17 protein-coding genes are annotated in these 19,616 nt (G+C 44.1%); 9 read left to right on the forward strand and 8 right to left on the reverse strand.

Annotated features, from left to right (window positions below):
* The first annotated feature begins 162 nt into the window (after positions 1-162).
* The 3 genes from FTU69_RS00540 (at position 163) to FTU69_RS00550 (ending at position 2,473) form a co-directional block, all read left to right on the forward strand.
* Positions 163-1,140, forward strand: a complete 978-nt coding sequence (locus FTU69_RS00540; RefSeq protein ID WP_180103321.1) for a hypothetical protein — start codon at positions 163-165, stop codon at positions 1,138-1,140.
* 66 nt (positions 1,141-1,206) lie between these two features.
* Positions 1,207-1,881 (forward strand): hypothetical protein, encoded by a 675-nt coding sequence (locus FTU69_RS00545; protein ID WP_257223568.1) that lies wholly within the window; start codon positions 1,207-1,209, stop codon positions 1,879-1,881.
* Between the two features lie 262 nt (positions 1,882-2,143).
* The gene (locus tag FTU69_RS00550) at positions 2,144-2,473 is read left to right on the forward strand and encodes a hypothetical protein (RefSeq protein ID WP_180103322.1); all 330 of its coding nucleotides are present in this window, start codon (positions 2,144-2,146) and stop codon (positions 2,471-2,473) included.
* 25 nt (positions 2,474-2,498) lie between these two features.
* Here the strand turns inward: FTU69_RS00550 and FTU69_RS00555 are convergent, their stop codons facing one another.
* Positions 2,499-3,359, reverse strand: coding sequence for a 1-aminocyclopropane-1-carboxylate deaminase/D-cysteine desulfhydrase (locus tag FTU69_RS00555; protein ID WP_180103323.1), 861 nt, complete (start codon positions 3,357-3,359; stop codon positions 2,499-2,501).
* Positions 3,360-3,519: 160 nt separating this feature from the next.
* Here FTU69_RS00555 and FTU69_RS00560 point away from each other — a divergent pair, with 160 nt between their 5' ends.
* Entirely contained in the window at positions 3,520-3,726 is a 207-nt protein-coding gene (locus tag FTU69_RS00560; RefSeq protein WP_075167144.1) for an NF038215 family lipoprotein, read from the forward strand.
* 235 nt (positions 3,727-3,961) lie between these two features.
* A complete protein-coding gene (locus FTU69_RS00565; RefSeq protein WP_180103324.1) occupies positions 3,962-4,585 on the forward strand; it encodes a LysE family translocator in 624 nt (207 codons plus the stop codon).
* 73 nt (positions 4,586-4,658) lie between these two features.
* Here the strand turns inward: FTU69_RS00565 and FTU69_RS00570 are convergent, their stop codons facing one another.
* From FTU69_RS00570 to metG, 4 genes are all read right to left on the reverse strand, one after another.
* Positions 4,659-5,846: an ammonium transporter gene (locus tag FTU69_RS00570; protein ID WP_180103325.1), complete on the reverse strand. Its 1,188-nt coding sequence runs from the start codon at positions 5,844-5,846 to the stop codon at positions 4,659-4,661.
* A 449-nt stretch (positions 5,847-6,295) separates the two neighbouring features.
* Positions 6,296-7,267, reverse strand: coding sequence for an MBL fold metallo-hydrolase (locus FTU69_RS00575; RefSeq protein WP_180103326.1), 972 nt, complete (start codon positions 7,265-7,267; stop codon positions 6,296-6,298).
* A gap of 237 nt (positions 7,268-7,504) precedes the next feature.
* The gene (locus FTU69_RS00580; protein ID WP_180103327.1) at positions 7,505-9,004 is read right to left on the reverse strand and encodes a P-loop ATPase, Sll1717 family; all 1,500 of its coding nucleotides are present in this window, start codon (positions 9,002-9,004) and stop codon (positions 7,505-7,507) included.
* A gap of 60 nt (positions 9,005-9,064) precedes the next feature.
* Positions 9,065-11,122 carry a methionine--tRNA ligase gene (gene metG / locus FTU69_RS00585; RefSeq protein WP_180103328.1) on the reverse strand — a complete coding sequence of 686 codons (2,058 nt, stop codon included), beginning with the start codon at positions 11,120-11,122 and terminating at the stop codon, positions 9,065-9,067.
* Between the two features lie 250 nt (positions 11,123-11,372).
* On the opposite strand from metG, the gene apbC reads away from it, so the two are divergent.
* Complete coding sequence (gene apbC / locus FTU69_RS00590) at positions 11,373-12,650, forward strand: iron-sulfur cluster carrier protein ApbC (RefSeq protein ID WP_180103329.1); 1,278 nt, start codon at positions 11,373-11,375, stop codon at positions 12,648-12,650.
* 53 nt (positions 12,651-12,703) lie between these two features.
* Here the strand turns inward: apbC and FTU69_RS00595 are convergent, their stop codons facing one another.
* The 3 genes from FTU69_RS00595 to FTU69_RS00605 are packed head-to-tail and all read right to left on the reverse strand — an operon-like array spanning position 12,704 to position 16,217.
* Positions 12,704-14,722 (reverse strand): TRAP transporter permease, encoded by a 2,019-nt coding sequence (locus FTU69_RS00595; protein WP_180103330.1) that lies wholly within the window; start codon positions 14,720-14,722, stop codon positions 12,704-12,706.
* On the reverse strand, positions 14,719-15,216 hold the full coding sequence (locus tag FTU69_RS00600; protein ID WP_180103331.1) for a DUF1850 domain-containing protein: 498 nt from the start codon (positions 15,214-15,216) through the stop codon (positions 14,719-14,721). Before FTU69_RS00600 ends, FTU69_RS00595 begins: the two co-directional genes overlap by 4 nt.
* Positions 15,216-16,217: a TAXI family TRAP transporter solute-binding subunit gene (locus FTU69_RS00605; RefSeq protein ID WP_180103332.1), complete on the reverse strand. Its 1,002-nt coding sequence runs from the start codon at positions 16,215-16,217 to the stop codon at positions 15,216-15,218. The genes FTU69_RS00600 and FTU69_RS00605 overlap by 1 nt, the downstream gene beginning before the upstream one ends.
* A gap of 405 nt (positions 16,218-16,622) precedes the next feature.
* Between FTU69_RS00605 and FTU69_RS00610 the strand changes: the two genes are divergently transcribed.
* The 3 genes from FTU69_RS00610 to FTU69_RS00620 all read left to right on the forward strand — a co-directional run bounded on the left by FTU69_RS00610 (position 16,623) and on the right by FTU69_RS00620 (position 19,603).
* Positions 16,623-17,216 (forward strand): LysE family translocator, encoded by a 594-nt coding sequence (locus FTU69_RS00610; protein WP_104487476.1) that lies wholly within the window; start codon positions 16,623-16,625, stop codon positions 17,214-17,216.
* A 112-nt stretch (positions 17,217-17,328) separates the two neighbouring features.
* Complete coding sequence (gene dcd / locus FTU69_RS00615) at positions 17,329-17,898, forward strand: dCTP deaminase (protein ID WP_005179553.1); 570 nt, start codon at positions 17,329-17,331, stop codon at positions 17,896-17,898.
* Between the two features lie 244 nt (positions 17,899-18,142).
* The gene (locus FTU69_RS00620; protein ID WP_180103333.1) at positions 18,143-19,603 is read left to right on the forward strand and encodes a hypothetical protein; all 1,461 of its coding nucleotides are present in this window, start codon (positions 18,143-18,145) and stop codon (positions 19,601-19,603) included.
* Positions 19,604-19,616: the final 13 nt, after the last annotated feature.

Raw genomic sequence — 19,616 nt, forward strand, 5'->3', positions numbered from 1 at the left:
TGATTTTTTACGCGGCAAAGTCGTGTTTATTTGATCTGGTTTTATTTTAAAGTTGTTTTAAATCAATAATTTATTATTTATTAAAGGGGCATTGTTGTTCAGAATAAATAGCAATTTTTAGACATGTTTTTTATGTCATGACTTTGTCTCTTGGGGAACACAATGAATAAAACATTATTAAGCCTGGCGGTAATTTTGAGTATGGCTCTCACTGGCTGCGGTGGCGGCGGTGGCAGTGACAGCAATACGGCAGCAGATACGCATAGCCGGATTAATGTCTGGAAGCAAAGTGAGATCAGTAGCACCAATCATTTAAAAGCCAAAAAATATGCACGTTTGTCCTTGCCGAACTGTGGTTATAACTGTAGTGCGCGTTTGGAAGCTGTCGGTAATTTGCTGTATGCCAGTTTTAATAATGGCATGAGCTATGTATATGACCTGACTCATCTTGAAGAAGGCGCAACAAACGTGGCGGCGACACGACAGGAAAATGTGGGAACACGGGTATTTCATGCCGCGGATGACCAGCGTTTTTATGCAGCCCATACTTCAGGCCGGATCGACAGTTCAGCTTTACCAAATACGCAAAATCTACAGAATATTTTTCCAGCCGCAGAAGAAAGTTTTTATAAATATCGTACGGCAGGGGCGAGTACCGATCAGCAACTGGCCGGTGCCTTAGATATTCAGGTTAGTCAGGAACATTTATTCAGCCTGTTTAACGGCAAAATTGTCATGATGCCGCTTAAGCGATTGCAGCAGTTCCAGTCCAATACTGCTGCCACAGTCACGGCACTCAAGCAGCAGCAGGCCCAAAGCCGCAGTTATGTGCTGCAAGATGGGGAAAGCTGGGAAACCCTGACCAATGAAAACCTGCGCCATTTTTATATGGATAATATTTTATCGGCAAATTTACAGCATCAGCTTCTGGCCTTGCAAAGCTATAGTGCGGCACCGGTCCGTGATCTGGAAATTCACGCCAGACTGAAAGATACCGAGCAATGGTTTGTGTTGGCCCGCTTGGACCATCTGGATGCTTTTAGCCAGGTCAAACTCAAACTGAATATCAATGAAAATATGCATTTCCCATTGCTGCAGGGCACAGGTTCGGTTCAGCTAAGAAATTTAGGCAACTTCTAGCAGTTATCGGCAGATTTACTCGAGTTAAAAATCAGCTCCGCAACCGATCCGCATGTACAAAAGCTCATGAGTTTAAAGCCGAAATGGAAAATTCATTTTGGCAACTTTGCCCCTGAAACGCATGGCAATTGGGGCAAAATTACTCCAGCCTATGCGCGTGAATGGGTGATTATGATTACCAATTTTGCCTATCTGGTGAATAGCCCTGAGTTTAAACACATTTGGTTTAACCATAAAGCGGTCATGGGGCATGACTTCTTTGGCAACAAGGGCCAAGTGGTCGGAGATGGCGCTTACTTTACCGCAGCGGAGTATCAAAAATATTATGATGAGATTATGAACCGTGGCGAAGTGACGCTCGGGGTGACCACCGTGGGCGGCGGTTTAGGCGGACGAAATGTGCTGGGAGTCGATACCTGGCTGTTCTATGCGCATTATTTCAATACCAGTATTGGCATTGTGGGCCATGAGTTCGGCCATCACTGGGGCAGCCACGACAGCGCCTGGGCCAAAGGTGGCTATGGTTTACAGGAAATTAATCAGCAATTGCATCAATATTTACAGCGTAAACAGCGCTTGCCGTATATGGACCCAGAGCTGAATAAATTCCACTTAACGCCACGGGCTGAGCTCTATAACGGGGTCGCAGAAAATATGCGCCGACCACGTCCGGATTCACATGTGAATCATCTGGAGCGCTATTTTGCCGCCAATCCATTGCCAGAGACCAATCAGCCTTAAGTTTTGATTTTCCTTCCATCCAGTTGAAACTGTATCCGCTGGATGGAAGCCCGATTGAGGACGTCACAACAGATGAACTTTGAATTTCACAGCACATACAGATCATCAACAAAACTTTCATCAGACTTTTTTATGATCTGTTTATATGAAGATGTCGAGCCTCAACTTGACGCAGTTACACTTTGATTGGCTTAACAATAAATAGAAATGTCGGCTAGACATCTATATCTGGTATCGGACTTTATAAAAAAGGAAAAAATCAATGAATCAAACCGCGGGGCTGGATCAAGTCAAACAATACAACCTGATCACCTATATTCTGTATATCGTCGGCTTTTTTGTCGGTGTTACACCAATTATTGCCATTATCATGAATTATTTAAAACGCGCGGAAATGCGTGGCACCTGGCTGGAAAGTCATGTGAACTGGCAAATCAAAACCTTTTGGGTGACGCTGATTGCCTATCTGGTCGGTGCGGTTCTGACCACCATTCTGATTGGTTTTATTGTGCTGTTGCTGGCCTTTATCTGGCATATCTACCGTTTGGTGAAAGGCCTGATGGCGCTAAACAATAACCAGCCGGTATCATAAATAGACTGCACTTGAAGCTAATGCTTTAAAACGCGCGTCCCTGTAGCCCGCCAGTATGGATCAGTAAAATTTTCTGGTCTGGCCCAATTTTATCTTGATCAATCAGATCAAAGATGCCGCGCAGCATTTTGCCGGTATAAACCTGCTCCAGCGGAATATTATAACGCTGCTCAAACGTCTGAATAAACTGGATTAATTCGGGTGTGGTTTTGGCATAACCGCCACAGCAATAATCATCCAGAATACGCCAGTTGCGTTTGATCGTGAGCTGCGCGACCTCCTGAGTTAAAAAATCACCTTTTAAGGCCGAAAATCCCAACAATTGCTGATGTTGCTGGCTGGCCTCAATCAATCCGGCAAGCGTACCACCCGTACCGACAGCACAGCAGATCAGGTCAAATTGCGCATCTTCCGCTGTCAGAATTTCCCGACAGCCTTGAACCGCCAGCGCATTGGTGCCACCTTCCGGAATCAGATAAAAATCGGGATATTGCTGTTGCAGGTGCTGCAAAAAATCGGGCTGATCTTTCTGGCGATAGGCATTGCGGGAGATAAATTCCAGCTGCATGCCAAATTGCTGTGCCGTGGCCAGGGTCGGGTTGAAAGGACGCTGCGCCAGTTCTTCACCGCGAATCATGCCTAAGCTCTGAAAACCAAACTTATGCGCGGCAAAAGCGGTTGCAGCAATATGATTGGAATAGGCCCCACCAAAGGTCAGCACTTTTTCAAACCCCTGTTGCCGGGCGGCCAGCAGGTTGTATTTCAGTTTAAAAAACTTGTTGCCCGAAATCTGCGGATGAATCAGATCCAGCCGCTTGATGCTGATGCGCTGGTGGCGATATTCAATGTGCTGATCAGGCACTTGCTGGGCAATAGAATCAAACATAGACAGAACGGAACGTTTTTGACAATTCTAACTGAAAACGGGGCACGGCCATCAATGATGGCTAAATAATCTTTCACGATAAAAGCCGGATCAGGCTTGCATAAAAATAGTAACTGTGCAAAAAATAAACAGATAGACCTTGCAGAAAGGGAGAATAATGATGAAAAGAATCATCTTCCTGCTTATTTTAATCCAGGGTGCTTTACTGGCGGCTTGTGACCCGACCAGAGATTTAAACCAGCCGAAAACGGAAGAAACACGCAGCATGATTATTGGCGGTGTGCCGGTGCATGATCAGGATTATCTGCTGCCCAAGCAAGAAGCGAGTGTGAGGCCAGAGCAGACCGATCCATCACAGATTTATTAATATTGTATTTAATTGATGATCTTGAAAAGCGCTCAGGCCATGCTGGTATCTGGGCGCTTTTTTATGGCAAGCAAATTTCAGCAGATTGATTAAAATACGGAGTGAATTTTATAAGGTCAGTATAAAGATCTATAGTGAAAAATATCGTGAAAATCAAAACAACTGGTAAAAAATAGGAAAATATTCAAAGCACTTGCTTGTAAAATGCCGGCAGATCATTGTATTGGATAGGACTGTGGAATCCGTTTTTATTTTGGGATCAATTGCGCTGGCATTGATGTTGGGGGCCATGAGTCCGGGGCCAACATCAATTTATGTGGCGAAAAACTCGATTGCGATTTCACGTCAGCATGGTCTGTTTACCGCGCTGGGCACCGGTTTGGGCGCAGCCATCTTTGGTTTGCTTGCGGTGCTGGGCTTACAGGCCTTTTTACTGGCTGTGCCATCGGCTTATCTGGCCTTAAAAATTTGTGGCGGTTTATACCTGCTGTGGCTGGCATTTAAAATTATTAAACATGCCAAAGACCCGATTCAGGCCGATCATGCTGCCGGCACGCAAATCTCCTTACGCCGTGCTTTTATGACCGGTCTGATTACCCAATTGTCGAATCCTAAAATTGCCATTGTGCTGGCCAGTATTTTTACCGCGCTATTACCCAAAGAGATTCCGCTGTATTTTTATTTTGTCCTGCCTATTCTGTGTTTCTTTATTGATGCCGGCTGGTGTTCCTTGCTGGCGGTGGCACTATCGGCGGAAAAACCGCGCGCAGTCTATTTAAAGTTTAAAAAAGTGTTTGATCGTGCGGCCGGTGTGGTGATGACGGTGCTGGGTCTAAAGCTGATTTTTGGTATGAAATAGATGGCTTAAATTGTGTTGATCGTTGATCAACATATCTCAAAAAAGCCTCCGTTTTGTCGGAGGCTTTTTTATCTTAGAACATATTTTCTTCAGAATTGGCGGAAATCCGGTGGATAGATAAATCTGCGCCATTAAATTCTTCTTCCTGACTTAAACGGATGCCCATCAGCAGTTTCAGTACGCCGTAAACCAGGAACCCCCCGGCCAGCGCAATCAGAATTGCCAGCGCTGTGCCGAACAGCTGGGAGATCAGGGATACGCCCCCCATACCACCGAGCCATTGCTGCCCAAAGATACCGACTGCCAGCCCACCAAAAGCACCACATACGCCATGCAATGGCCAGACACCAAGCACATCATCAATCTTGAGTTTATTCTGGGTATAGGTGAAGAGTTTGACAAACATAATCCCGGCGATGCCGCCAATCACAAAGGCACCGAGTGGATGTACCACATCGGAGCCGGCGCAGATGGCCACCAGACCGGCAAGTGGACCATTATGTAAAAAGCCCGGGTCATCTTTGCCTGCAATTTTAGCGGCTATTGTGCCCCCGACCATCGCCATTAAAGAATTGATTGCCACCAGTCCGGAAATGGCATCCAGACGCTGGGCACTCATCACATTAAAGCCAAACCAGCCGACAATTAAAATCCAGGAACCCAAAGCCAGAAAAGGAATAGACGAGGGCGGATGCGCACTGATACGACCATCTTTTTTATAGCGCCCATAACGCGCGCCCAGCAGAATCACCGCGGCCAGTGCAATCCAGCCCCCCATGGCATGTACCACCACCGAACCGGCAAAATCATGGAAACTGGCACCAAAGCTGTGTGCTAGCCAGCGTTGCAGACCAAAGTTGCCATTCCAGATCATCCCTTCAAAAAATGGATAAATCAGCGCCACCAGAAATAAGGTCGCCAAGGCCTGCGAACGCATTTTGGCACGTTCGGCAATCCCACCAGAAATAATGGCCGGAATCGCCGCTGCAAAGGTCAGCAGGAAAAAACAGCGCATCAGGTTGTAGCCATGATCGGCCGCCAGAGTGGTCGAGCTATGGAAAAAATGCTGGCCATAGGCAATGTAATAGCCCACCAGAAAATAGGCCACCGCAGAAATGGCAAAGTCTGTGAGAATCTTGCTTAAGGCATTGACCTGATTTTTATGCCGAACGGTGCCGAGCTCTAAAAATGCAAATCCGGCATGCATGGCCAGCACCAGCACTGCACCAAGAAGGAGAAATAATAAGTCGATATTTAGCATTGTGCGTTCCAATTGAGTGCACGGGATCAGGAAAAGAAACTCAGTATATCGAGGCGAATAGATTGTAAAAGAGGGGCAGACTGCGGAAATTTTGATGAAAAATTTCGTGAAATGAATAAGCCTCGATATAAAGCACAATGCGATTTTTTGCACTAAATCAAATCTTTTTTGATCGCTGTAAAATTCAATATTTTTGGCTATTTTTGAAGGATTTAAATTGATTGATACAAAGGTGTGCAGTAACTTGTATGTTTACGGTGCATTTTGAAACAGGCTGGACTGTTTAGAAAATTTTAAAAGTTAAGTCAAAAATTGCTGCGAGGGCTAATGTGGTTGCGTGTAGGAACAGAAAAAGTGCGAAAGAATAGCAAGGAATACTGGATGTAAAACAGCAGAACCCCATCAGCGGGGTTCTGTTTATAAAACTGACTTAGCTCAAGAGAACTGAATTAATCAGTAAAATGTACTGGAATCCATTGATAGCTTTTGCCATCTTTTGAATAAATATGGCCGATGCCCGGGAACGGTAAATGCGCGGCCGCAATAGTCTGACCGTCTTTGGCGTATTCGGCAAAGTGTTTTAAACGTGTCTGTACCGCTGCTTTGGGATCAGTATCAAACTCAATCGCGGTTTCAGGGCGGTCAAACTGCAAAGTGTGTGAATGTACGATGTCGCCAATAAACACGACTTCCTGACCATCAGCTTTGAGTTTAAAGCTGTAATGCCCCGGAGTATGTCCAAAGGATGGCTTAAATTCGATTCCACCCAATGCCAATGATTTGTCCGAGAATACCTTCACTTTTTTGGCTTTTTCATATGGAGCTAAAGCCGCTTTGATTTTTTCCACCGTACCCAAAAAGCCAGCCTGTTTGTCTTTCGGTAGTTTTTTTACGGTATTGGGATTGAGCCAGAAATCATATTCAGTTTTGGCAATATGCAAGGTTGCATTGGGATAATTGGCTACACCATTATTTGAGATGCCACAGACATGGTCAGGGTGTAAATGTGTCAGGAAAACGCCATTCACTTGTTCAGGCTGATGGCCTGAGGCTTTTAAATTGTTATAGATTGAACCTAAGTGATCGCCAAAACAGCTGGCTGCACCGCTATCAACCAGATAAAGCTGACTGCCGGTATTGACCAAAAAGGCATTGACGGAGGTCTGGATGCCTTTGGTTTGATCGGCATAGTATTTTTTCAGAATCTCGCTGACTTCCTGATCTGCCGCACCTTTAAATTGTGAGCGGTTGAGATAGTTGGTGCCATCGAGCAGGGCGGTAATCTGATAAGGCCCAAACTGATGCTGATAATAGCCCGCGACCTGTTTTTGTTGGGGGATGGTCGGTTCAGCCGCTTGGACTGTGGTGAAAGTTGTAGTGCTTAGGGTTAGAGCGAGAAGGATTGGTTTTAAAGTTTTCATAGAGTTCTTATAAGTTTTAAAGTGATACATCTTTTTATCATATTTATTGGTGAAATTTACAACTAGTTGAAAGCTTCTTCTCTTGCGCCATAGATGACTCAGGGAGAAGGTTGGGATGAGGGTTATAGCTTTTCGCCTTACTTTTGTCGGGGCAAAAGTAATAAAACCCCTTTGTTCGTTAGAGGGCACGTCCGTGTGCCTCTAACGAACGGGCGACATCCATGTCGCAGATCATCATTATGTACGATAAATTTTGATTCCTTTTTCACGAGCATATGTAATTTTAGGATCTTTAATCGTATATTGAGCTGAACCGCTATCAGGATTACTTAGAGTAATTAATCCCATTTTCTCCATATTGGATATATAACTTTGAGCAGTTGAGTGCTGAAGTTGATTTTTCTCTTTTAGTTGTTTGGCATTAAAAGTATTTGTATCTAATTTTAGCAATAATTCAATATATGAAAAAATATCCATAGAATTAGAGCGAGCATTTGCTTTTCTTGGATAGTACTCAAAATAATTAAAATTTTTTACAAATCTACTTAAAGCAAAGCCTATTGATGATTTTTCAATTTTTGTACTAAGAGAATCTTTATCATATTGTATTCTTAATAAATTAGAAAAAATATGCCAAAGATCACGAGGAGTAGAGTTTGCTAGTTTTAGAATCGCATTAATATCATCTTGATTTACATCATTAGCGAAAAGATCTTTGTAATTAGCTAACTTGTTTTTAGAAAAGACTTTTAATCGATTATTTAAAACACTTTCTAAGTCTGAATTTGACCAATGAATAATATTGCAGCTATGTTTTTGAGTCCGAACATATTGCTTTATAAAATTAAACGGTGTTGTCCAACTCGTAAAAATTATCTGTAATTTAGGTGTTAACAGTAGTTTTTCATCAGTTAGAATCAATTTAGTATAATTTGCAATTAATTCAGCATCATTTTCAAAGCGTTGATCTTCATCAATACGATCAATTAGAACGACTACCTTAGTAAAATGTAATTTCTCGACTATGTTCAAAATCCTTTCGATTAAAAAATAAGAAACATCTTGATCTAAAAATTGTTCCTCAAAATTAATATCTAGTTCAGGAAAGTATTCTTTAATCTTAACATTTTCTGTAATTGGTGGAAGCCCTGAGAAATGTTTAGATAAAAAATCATCAACAAGAGTATTGGCAGCAGTGGCACCGTAATTGAAAATATCTCTGAAAAATTTTTCAAATTTTTTATAAGTTAATTTATACCATGGAATTTGAATAGCTTTAATTTGATCTCTTATATGAGCTTTAGATACTTGGGGCACAAAGTTTTGGAGTAAATAACTAAGTAATATCTTCTCTTCTTGATCCAATTTGTTTATGCGTTTTTTTTCTTTGGCTAGTGATGAAAATAGTTCTATCGAAATTTTTGAGATTAAAAAATGATAAAAATCTTTTGATTCAAAATTTAAGGGCAAATCAGAATAATCTTTAATTTCAATAGGAATCATCTTATTTTTATCAATTTTTGAATTCAAATTTTTAATGAGTGCAGTTTTTCCTGCACCGCGATCACCTAGAATTATCAAAGAATTATCTGATGAGAAATTAGATAAGATACTTTCATAATCATTTATAGGCGTGAAAATATCACTAGATTGTTTTAACTCATTTTCAGTAGTAAAAAATGCAAATGGATTATTTTCTAAGTTTAAATTTTTTAAAAATTCGTTGAAAGTCGTCATAGCTTTTTTGATTAAATGAATAAGCCCTGAAGTTATCAGGGCTTAATGTTGATTCTAGAATTAAGACACTTTATCACCCGGTTTAGCACCAGATTCAGGTGAAATCACCCAAACACCATCGCCATTACCCGCAGCCAAAACCATACCGTTAGAAATACCAAAACGCATCTTACGTGGTGCAAGGTTTGCAACCATCACCACCAATTTACCTTTAAGGTCTTCAGGTTGGTAGAACTCACGAATACCGCTAAATACGTTACGTGGCTCAGCTTCACCAATATTTAAAGTCAATTGAAGAAGTTTGTCAGAACCTTCAACGTGAGCCGCTTCTAAAACTTCAGCCACACGTAGGTCAACTTTCATAAAGTCTTCAATACCGATGATTTCAGCTTCACCCACTTTCGGCTCAGCTTTCTTCTCTTTAGCTTTCTCTTTTTTCTTCTCAGCTTTTGATGCTTCAGCAGGCGCAGCTAAAGAATCTTTAGATGCATCGACCATTGCAGCAACAGCTTTTGGATCTACACGTTGCATCAATGGTTGGAACTGTGCGATTTCATGTGCAAGCAAAATTTGCTGACGCGATGCAAAGTCAAAGCTGTCGAGTTGTAAGAAGGCTTGAACTTGTTCAGCCAATGTTGGTAATACAGGCGCAAGGTAAATTGCCAATTGACGGAACAAGTTAATACCTACAGAACATACGTCATGTACTTGTTGTTCTTCGCCTTCAATTTTCGCAAGCGCCCAAGGCTTTTTCTCATCAATGTATTGATTGGCTTTATCAGCAAGCGCCATGATTTCACGAATTGCAGCTGAGAATTCACGGTCTTCATATGCTTTGGTGATTGAATCACCAGCGTCAATAAAGCTTTGCACCAGTTCAGGCTCGGCACAGGTTGCACTTAATGTGTTATCAAACTTGGTGTTAATAAATTTGGCACAACGACTGGCAATATTGACCACTTTACCCACCAGGTCAGAGTTTACTTTCTGCACGAAATCATCCAGATTCAGGTCAGAATCTTCAACTTTATCAGATAGTTTAGACGCGAAGTAATAACGCAGATATTCCGGATTCAAGTGCTGTAAATAGGTTTCTGCTTTAATGAAGGTACCGCGAGATTTCGACATTTTCTGGCCGTTTACAGTCAAGAAACCGTTTACAAATAAACCGGTTGGGGTGCGGTAATTAGCACCTTCCAACATTGCTGGCCAGAACAGCGCGTGGAAATAGACAATATCTTTACCAATGAAGTGATAGACCTCATTGTCAGAATCTTTTTTCCAGTAATCATCAAAATTCAGGTCTGGACGTTTGGTTTTGACGTAGTTTTCAAAGCTCGACATATAGCCAATAGGTGCATCGACCCAAACGTAGAAATATTTATTTGGCGCATCTGGAATTTCAAAGCCGAAGTAAGGTGCATCACGGGAGATGTCCCAATCGTTCAGGCCATTGTCAAACCATTCATCTAACTTGTTGGCGATTGATACCGGCAAACGGCCTTCATCACGGGTCCATTTTTGCAGGTATTCACCAAAGTTTGGCAGTTTAAAGAAGTAGTGATCCGATGATTTCTCAACTGGTGTAGCACCGCTTAACGTCGATTTCGGATTTAACAGTTCAGTGGCGTTATACGTGGTTCCGCAGACTTCACATGAGTCGCCGTACTGATCTTCGGCTTTACATTTCGGGCAGGTGCCTTTAATGAAACGGTCCGACAGGAACATGCCTTTTTCCGGGTCGAACAGTTGTGTTACAGGACGAACGGCAATATTGCCGGCATCACGGTTCTTGATATAAATTTCTTGCGCGCGCGCCTTATTGGTGTCGCTATGGGTGGAATCATAATGATCAAAATCGACCTTAAAGCCGGCAAAGTCACGCATATGTTCGGCCTGAACATTGGCAATCTGCTGTTCTGGTGAAATACCGTTGGCTTCAGCACGTAGCATGATTGCGGTACCGTGAGCATCATCCGCACAGACATAAGTCACTTCATGGCCCATTGCACGCATGGCACGAACCCAGATATCTGCCTGGATATAACCGAGTAAGTGGCCCATATGGATTGGACCATTGGCGTATGGAAGGGCGTTGGTGACTAAAATTTTACGCACGGATTAACTCTCTCATTCGTATTCATTATGCAATGTCCGCGATTTTACCTTAGATGATGCAGGCTTGCACAAGGGAATCGGTGAATTCTTTTCAGGACCGGATAAAATCTGCATTTCTGTGCCGAAAAAACAGAAAAAACCAAGTCTTTGACTAAGATTTATAATTCCTGTGGCTGCACTGGCTTAACCTTCGTTTCAATACCCGTTAAACTAGGGCATTCGGTTGTATATCCAGATTTGGAGTAACTTTATGTCGTGGCTTTCTTCACTAAAATCGGTCTTTGCTCCTGCACAGGAGGTGAAAGAGGAAGAAATCCAGAAGGTACTGCAAAACTATGTACTTCCTGCTTCCCAAAACGCACTCAAAGAGCGTATCTCTCAGGTCAATGTACAGGGACAAATCCTGCAATTAACTATCAATACTTATCCGGAAGAAAAACAGTATTTGCAGCAGATTCATGATGAACTAGCCGATGCACTCGAGCAATGCGGCATCAAGGAACTGAATCTGCATGTGGTGCAGCAAAAAACCGGGGCGAAAAAAGAGGGCGGCTGTGGTCATAATCATGCCGAAGGTGAAAGCTGTTCCAGCAAGCCACAAGTTGCAGCAAAATCCAGTCTGCCACCTGTGGTGGATGCTTCGGCAAGTTCAGATGCGCTCAAGCAAGCCAATGCCAACTATCAACCCCAGCAAGAAGAAGCGCCAATTCAAAAAGCCGCACCGCAGCAGCGTGATGTGCCAAAACATCCACGTATTCAAAACGTAATTCTGGTGTCGTCCGGTAAAGGCGGGGTTGGAAAATCAACCACCACGGTCAATCTGGCCTTGGCGATGCAACAGCTGGGTCTAAAAGTGGGCGTGCTGGATGCCGATATTTATGGCCCGAGTATTCCAACCATGCTCGGCAATGCCGGCCAAACCCCGATGATTGAAGCCGAGCATTTTGTGCCTTTAGATGCTTATGAGATGGCGGTGCTGTCGATTGGTCATTTAACTGGTGATCATAATACCCCGGTGGCTTGGCGTGGACCAAAAGCTACGGGTGCCCTGATGCAGTTATTCAATCAGACCTTGTGGCCAGATTTAGATGTGCTGGTGATTGATATGCCACCAGGAACCGGTGATATCCAGTTAACCCTGGCGCAGCGTATTCCGGTCACGGGTGCCGTAATTGTCACTACACCGCAAAACGTAGCCTTAATGGATGCGACCAAAGGCATTGAGCTGTTTAACCGTGTACAGATTCCGGTGATAGGTGTGATTGAAAATATGTCGACGCACATCTGTTCTAACTGTGGTTTTGAAGAGCAAATTTTTGGGACCGGTGGTGGCGATCAACTGGCCGAGCAATACGATATTCCATTACTGGGCCGTTTGCCGCTGAATGTACAGATTCGTGAAAATGCCGATGCCGGTAAACCGTCTGTGATTGCCGAAGATGATGCAGCCGACAGCTATCGGGAAATTGCCCAGAAAATCATGGATAAACTGCCAAAAGCAGACAAAGACCAGAACCGGATTTTTTAATTCTGTAATGTAGTGAATGGAAAAAAGCCCAATCTTCAGATTGGGCTTTTGTTTTAGGCAGATGATAAACCGGATGGCGTCGATTTTTGCTTTCTGGCTTGCAGCACATTAACAGCCACTGCAATCACCACCATGATGGTACCGGCAATATCGGTATAGGTTTCCGGAATAATCATCATTAAGGCACCCACCCCCATGAAAATTCGCCAGAACCAGTTTAAACCGGTTTTGAAATAGCCCTCGACCGCCGCGCCCAAGGCTAGAATCCCAATAACCGAAGTCACGGTAATGCTGACAATGGTGGTCCAGGCCGGGAAGGCAAATTCACGCGCATTAACGGCCACATTGGTGGTATCAATCATCAGCATGGCCGGGTTATATACAAACAGGAACGGCACAATAAAACCGGCCAGTGACAGTTTCAGTGCCTGAAAACCGGTCCGCATCGGGTCGCCGCCAGCAATCCCGGCACCGGCAAAGGCGGCCAGCGCCACTGGCGGGGTGATATTGGCAAACAGACCAAAATAGAACACAAACATGTGCGCCACCAGGGTCGGAATATCAAAATGGGCCAAGGCTGGTGCAGCCATGGTCGCGGTAATGATATAGGCCGGAATCGAAGGCAGGCCCATGCCCAGAATCATGGAAGCCAGCATGGTAAAGAACAGGGTCAGGAACAGGCTGCCCGCACCAATACTCATAATAGATGAGGTCATGACGGTACCGAAACTGGTCAGGCTGACCACCCCAATAATAATTCCGACCACCGCACAGGCTGTCATCACCGATAAGGACTGCCGGGCACCATCGGCCAGGGCATCCAGAATCTCCCGAATTCCCATGCGGGTGGATTTTCTAAAGGCTGCCACAATAACCGTAAGCACAATGGTATACACTGCGGCATAACTGACCGGAATTGACTGGAACAGGAAAAACACCAGCGCCACAATCGGAATCAACAAATGTCCGCGCTCTTTCAGCACTTCTTTAACCCGGGGCAAATCTGCTTTGGGTACCCCTTTTAGGTTGTCTTTCCCGGCACGAAAATGGACTTGGGCCATCACGCCTAAAAAGTACAACAGCGCCGGCAGGGTCGCGGCTAAGGCAATGGTGCCATAACTGACGCCGGTAGTTTCCGCCATAATAAAGGCACTGGCGCCCATCACTGGCGGTAAAATCTGTCCGCCGACCGAAGCACTGGCTTCCACCGCGCCGGCAAAATTTTTGTGATAACCAATCTTTTTCATTAGCGGGATGGTAAAGGAACCGGTACCGACCACATTGGCCACTGCTGTACCATTAATACTGCCCATAAAGCCACTGGAAATAACCGCCACCTTGGCCGGGCCACCCTGTTTATGCCCGGCCAGGGCCATGGCCAGATCATTAAATAATTTGCCCATCCCCGATTTAGCCAGAAAGGCGCCAAATAAAATAAACAGGAAAATGAAAGTCACCGATGCGCCAATCGCCGATGAATACAGGCCTTCGGTTTTCAGATACATCTGCCCGAAAATATCACTCACGGTATAAGGCCGGGTCAGCAACCGTTCTGGCATCCAGTTAAAATGACTGATAAAAGGATAAGCTAGGAAAATCAGCCCGAGAATCGGCAGCATCCAGCCCATGACCCGTCGTGCTGCTTCCACTACCAGCACCACGGTCATAATTGAAAACACAATATCCAGTACATTGGGAATCCCGCCGCGGGTGGTCATAATGGCCTGATATTCTTTCCATAAATATAAAAATGAAGCGAGAGAGGCGAGGGCCAGAATCCAGTCGAACCAGACCACATGCTGGCGGGAACTGGACTGTCGTGCCGGATAAAGTAAAAACACCAGTACCAGACCAATGGCCACGTGCGCCGAGCGTTGCAGCAGCTCTGGAAGCGGGTTAAAGGTAATAAACAGATGAAACAGCGAATAGCTGATGGCAATCGCAGCAATAAACCAGCTGACCGATTTGCTGCGAGGCCGACGCGTGACCGATTCCCGGTCAAATTTTTCCAGCAGGGCCTGCTGTTCTTTTTCATCCAGCTGTTCAATGGTTACTTTTTCTTGTCGTGTCATACGCAGTCTCCTTGACCCCACCATTTCCAGAACGGTCGTTGCTGTACCGAAAAATGCACCACCGTGTAATCAGGAAAATCTTCGGCAATGGGCCAGCGTTTCTGATTGATCTGGAGCTGTCCTTGCATACGGCGTGAAATGGTCCAATGTAATTCTTTTAAATGATGATTGACCTGCATACGTACCTGGCCATTGGCTTGGCGCAGCACAGGATAATGATCCGGTGTACCGGCACCAAAGGACACCAGGTCGGTATGCGTTAAAATAAAAAGCTGATCTTCACGCTGATAATGTTCCTGCCAGCGGGTTTTTTCTACCGAATGTTGCCACTGCAACTGAAACTGTTGCGGGCGAATCACACAGCTGGTGTTAGGACCTTTGTGACTCTCTTCAATCTTGACCAAGGTATAACCTTGCGGAAACCACAGGCCGAGCAGGATGATCAGCATCAACAGAAAAAGTGCAGCCCAAACTGCACTTTTATAGCTGAACATTAAGGTGCTGCCACCTCATCATAATAACGTTTCGCCCCCGGATGCAGCGGTGCAACCAGACCTTGCTGGGCTTTTTCCAGGCTAATATCGGTAGCAGCCTGATGGGCATTGGCCAAATTGCCTAAATTTTCAAAAAAGGTTTTGGTCAGTTTATACACATCATCTTCAGACAGGTCGGAACGTACCACTAAGGCATTCATAATAGCCGCGGTCTGCACATCTTCTGCATTGCCATACGTGCCTTTTGGAATCACCATTGGCAGGAAGTACGACTGGTTCTGGGCAATCTGTTTGACTTTATCTGCATTAATACTTACCAGTTGCAGATCAAAACTCTGTTGTAGTTCCATCAATGATGAATTTGGAATACCACTGGTCAGGAAGGCCGCATCAAGTTTGCCACCTTTTAAGGCATCGGCGGCCTCGGCATAACCTAGGTAATCGACTTTGACATTGTCATAGCTAATCCCAAAACCGTTTAGCAGGGTACGCGCATTAACTTCCACCCCGGAGTTTTGTGCACCCACGGCAATACGTTTGCCTTTTAAATCTTCAATAGAGCGAATCCCGGATTTTTTTGAAGCCACAATCTGCACATAGTTAGGATATAAAGCCGCAATTTGCTGCACATTGCCAATTTTATCTTTAAAGTTACCTGTGCCCTGAATCGCTTCGGTCAGACTATCACTCATCACAAAAGCCATTTCGACTTTATTCTGTTTTAGCAGGTTCAGGTTTTCAACCGAAGCGCCGGTGGTCTGGGTTTTGGAGTTAACGCCGTAGGTTTTGTTATACAGTTCGGCCAGACTGGTCCCGATCACGTTATAGGGACCGGAGGCACCACCCGTGGCAATACTGACAAAACGGGTTTGCAGTTTGTCAGCAGCAGCGGCACTGCTTTGTGGATCGGCCTGGGTATTGTTCTGGCCCGGATCATTGGAACAAGCACTTACACCAGCTAAGGCCAGCGTCAGTAAGGTCAGTTGCGTCCATTTTCTCATTGACTTCTCCTGTGATTATTATCGTCATCCATTGTTGAAATATTGAAAGATTTCAAACTTAAAGCTGGTTCTGGTTATTCTGATTAAGGCTGTTTATTGAGTTAAAATTAACCGAATAATTTGGACTTGAACAGTTCTTTTACGCATTTATACAATTGGGGGAGGGTAAAAATGGACTTAAAACCCTTGATTCATTGAAGATGAACGGCCCAGTTTTGATGACTGTTGTATATTCTTTAATATGTTTTAAATTTATGATAATTAATAATAAATATATTGTAATCGACTGTGTTTTTAGTTGAGGAATTTCTCTGTTTTGCTGCACAATGAGGCCAGTTACAATTTATTTTTTGCCTATGCCTTGCAACTCCATTACATTTGCAGCATTCGCGCATGAGGTTGGCTATGATTTCATGGTTTTTTATTGGTTTGGTGATCACCATCTTGTTGACACCTGGCCCGACCAACACCTTGCTGGCTTCTTCTGGAATTCAGGTCGGCATCCGTAAATCTTTTCATTTAATTCCCGCCGAAGCCTTTGGTTATCTGATTTCCATTACCCTGTGGGGCATGCTAATCGGGCAGGTGTCGAGCCAGTTACCGTTATTGCCTACTGTACTAAAACTGTTTAGTGCGGTTTATATCATTTATCTGGCCATCAAGTTGTGGCGTACTGCCAATGTCGAACAGCAGTTTCAGCAGCCGACCATTCGCGCGCGTGAACTGTTTGTGGCCACTTTACTAAATCCGAAGGCCTTGCTGTTTGCTTCTGCAATTTTTCCGGCCATCGCCTGGACCAGCGCCGCACATTATGTGGCACATATTCTGATGTTCCTGATCCTGATTATTCCCATTGCATTTTTCTGGACCCTGATTGGTTCCTTTTTGGCCAGCAATAAAATCCGCTGGCTTAATCCGGCCAATCTGCAAAAAACAGCATCCTTGCTGCTGTTCAGTTTTTCAATTCCATTAAGTTATTCAGCGCTTTTAAGGCCTTAAACGCCTCATCTACAGCGGGCAAAAAAGTTGACTTCATGCCTGCTTATTTCCATTGGTGCCGATTTCAGTTAAAGTACAGCGCAGTAAAACATTCGCTTTTGGATAGAAATAAATGGCAATTAAGTCTGATCGTTGGATTCGCGAAATGAGCGAAAAACACGGCATGATTGAACCGTATGCACATAATCAGGTTCGATTTGATGAAAATGGCAACAAACTGATTTCCTATGGCGTTTCAAGTTATGGTTATGACGTCCGTTGTGCACGTGAATTTAAAGTATTCACCAATGTCCATTCTGCCATTGTTGATCCAAAAAACTTTGATGAAAAAAGCTTTATTGATATTGAATCGGATGTCTGCATTATTCCACCAAACTCGTTTGCCTTGGCGCGTACAGTTGAATACTTCCGTATTCCACGTAATGTTTTAACCGTGTGTCTGGGCAAATCGACCTATGCGCGCTGCGGTATTATTGTCAATGTCACGCCGCTCGAACCAGAGTGGGAAGGGCATGTGACCTTGGAATTCTCTAATACCACCAACCTGCCTGCACGTATTTACGCGGGTGAAGGCGTTGCACAGATGCTGTTCTTTGAATCAGATGAAGTGTGTGAAACCTCCTATAAAGATCGTGGTGGTAAATATCAGGGCCAAACAGGGGTAACCTTACCGAAAGCCTGATAGTGGAAACTTAAAATAAAAACAAGCGAGCCGTTGTGCTCGCTTGTTTTTTCTCCAATTCATTCATCGGAAAAACGGGCTTTTTGGCCCGTATTTTTTTGCAATTGATAAATTATTACGCATAATGAACAACAATTATGACTTGGTAATCGCATGTTTTTAAGGATAAAAACACATAAATAAATAGCCAAGTTCTGGATAAATAAAAGAATGATGCGGAGCATCTGGGAATAGGATGGTCGAGATGACTGAATATGGAATTGGCCTAAATTTTAGAAAAAGTTGCTTAGCTGCCTTGGTCGGGATGTTGCTAGGTTCTCCTGCATATGCTTTACAGAATCTATCCGATGAACATCTGGCAAATACCACAGGTGAAGGGATTGCCTTGCTTCCTGAAAATTTCAAAATGGTATTTCAGCGCCCGAATGATGTGTCTGCGGCATCAAGTTATACCCGTAATCTTGATAATCCGGAACAATATGACACCGGTTTTATTCGCATCATTCCGGTAGGTGAAAATTACGATAATTTAACCCTCAGTCAGACTGATGCTGCCAATCAGAGAACCAAAGCGGATATTTTTATTTATGGTCTGGCGCTCTCTGAAACCAATAACAATATGAACCAGCGCTATAGTAATCAGGGGTTTGATTGGGGCAGTGCTGCGAATCCCTGGTTATTTCGCGCTGGTACAGCCGAAAATATCCGTCAATTTGACAGTACGAATGCAGCGGCCGATATCAGTTATATTTCTTTAGAAGCTCCTTTGGCCAAAGTGGATGCTGATGATCAGGACAATAATATTAAACTTGGGCTTTGGTTAGATGCTTTTTCACGCAGCTGGAACTCAAGTAACAAGGTGGACCCAATTACGGGGGCACCTGTCACGACCGATGCGGTCAATGATCCTGACTTATTAAAAAATCAGCGAATTCGTTTGCAATTGGTGGCCAATGGTCTAAGCCTAAGTGGTTCACAGGTTCGACTGTTTCAAACCATGCCTTCTACCAATGCGGTAGAAAGTCAGACTTTAGGTATGGCCAGTCTTATCCGTCTGAATACCAATGATAATCCTGAAGTTCTAATTTATGAAAATACCCAGGCCAATAAAGAACTGCTCAATGCCAGAGGTTTGCGTATAAGTACAGCAACCCTCAATGATGGTACCGCGGTTACGCCTGCACTCGACCGTTCTTTAGCCCCAATTTTCCATGCTGAAGAGGGTTTGTATTTGTATAGCCCTAACATCAATTTAGTGCTCGGCAATATGCACCAACCGTTTATTTTGGGCTCGGAAGGCCAGAATATTATTTTAGAAGTGACCCGCATTCCGAATGTCCCTGAAATTTATAAACAGATTTATACCTATTATGCCGATATTGATGGTGATAACACCGAGATCAACCCTGCTGACTATAAAGGCTCAACCTGTAATGTTGCTTATTGTGGCTCTAATATTTCCCAAGTACTTTCAGGGGCAGGAACCACCAACTATCAGGGAACCAATGCAACACATAGCAGTATTTCAATTGGTAGTGTGACACGTGATCCGACCACGAATCTGTTAAAAGCCAACACTGCGAGTAATTCTACCGGTGTGGTATTTAGAAGTCCGCATGCAACTACAGCACCTGTAAACTTGGGCTCGGTGGCAATTGATGGTGTGCTGATCCAGCACTTGAAGTTTAAGACCACGGGACTATAAGAGGGAATTTGAG

The sequence above is a fragment of the Acinetobacter sp. YH12134 genome (assembly GCF_013418555.1).
Lineage (GTDB): Bacteria > Pseudomonadota > Gammaproteobacteria > Pseudomonadales > Moraxellaceae > Acinetobacter > Acinetobacter indicus.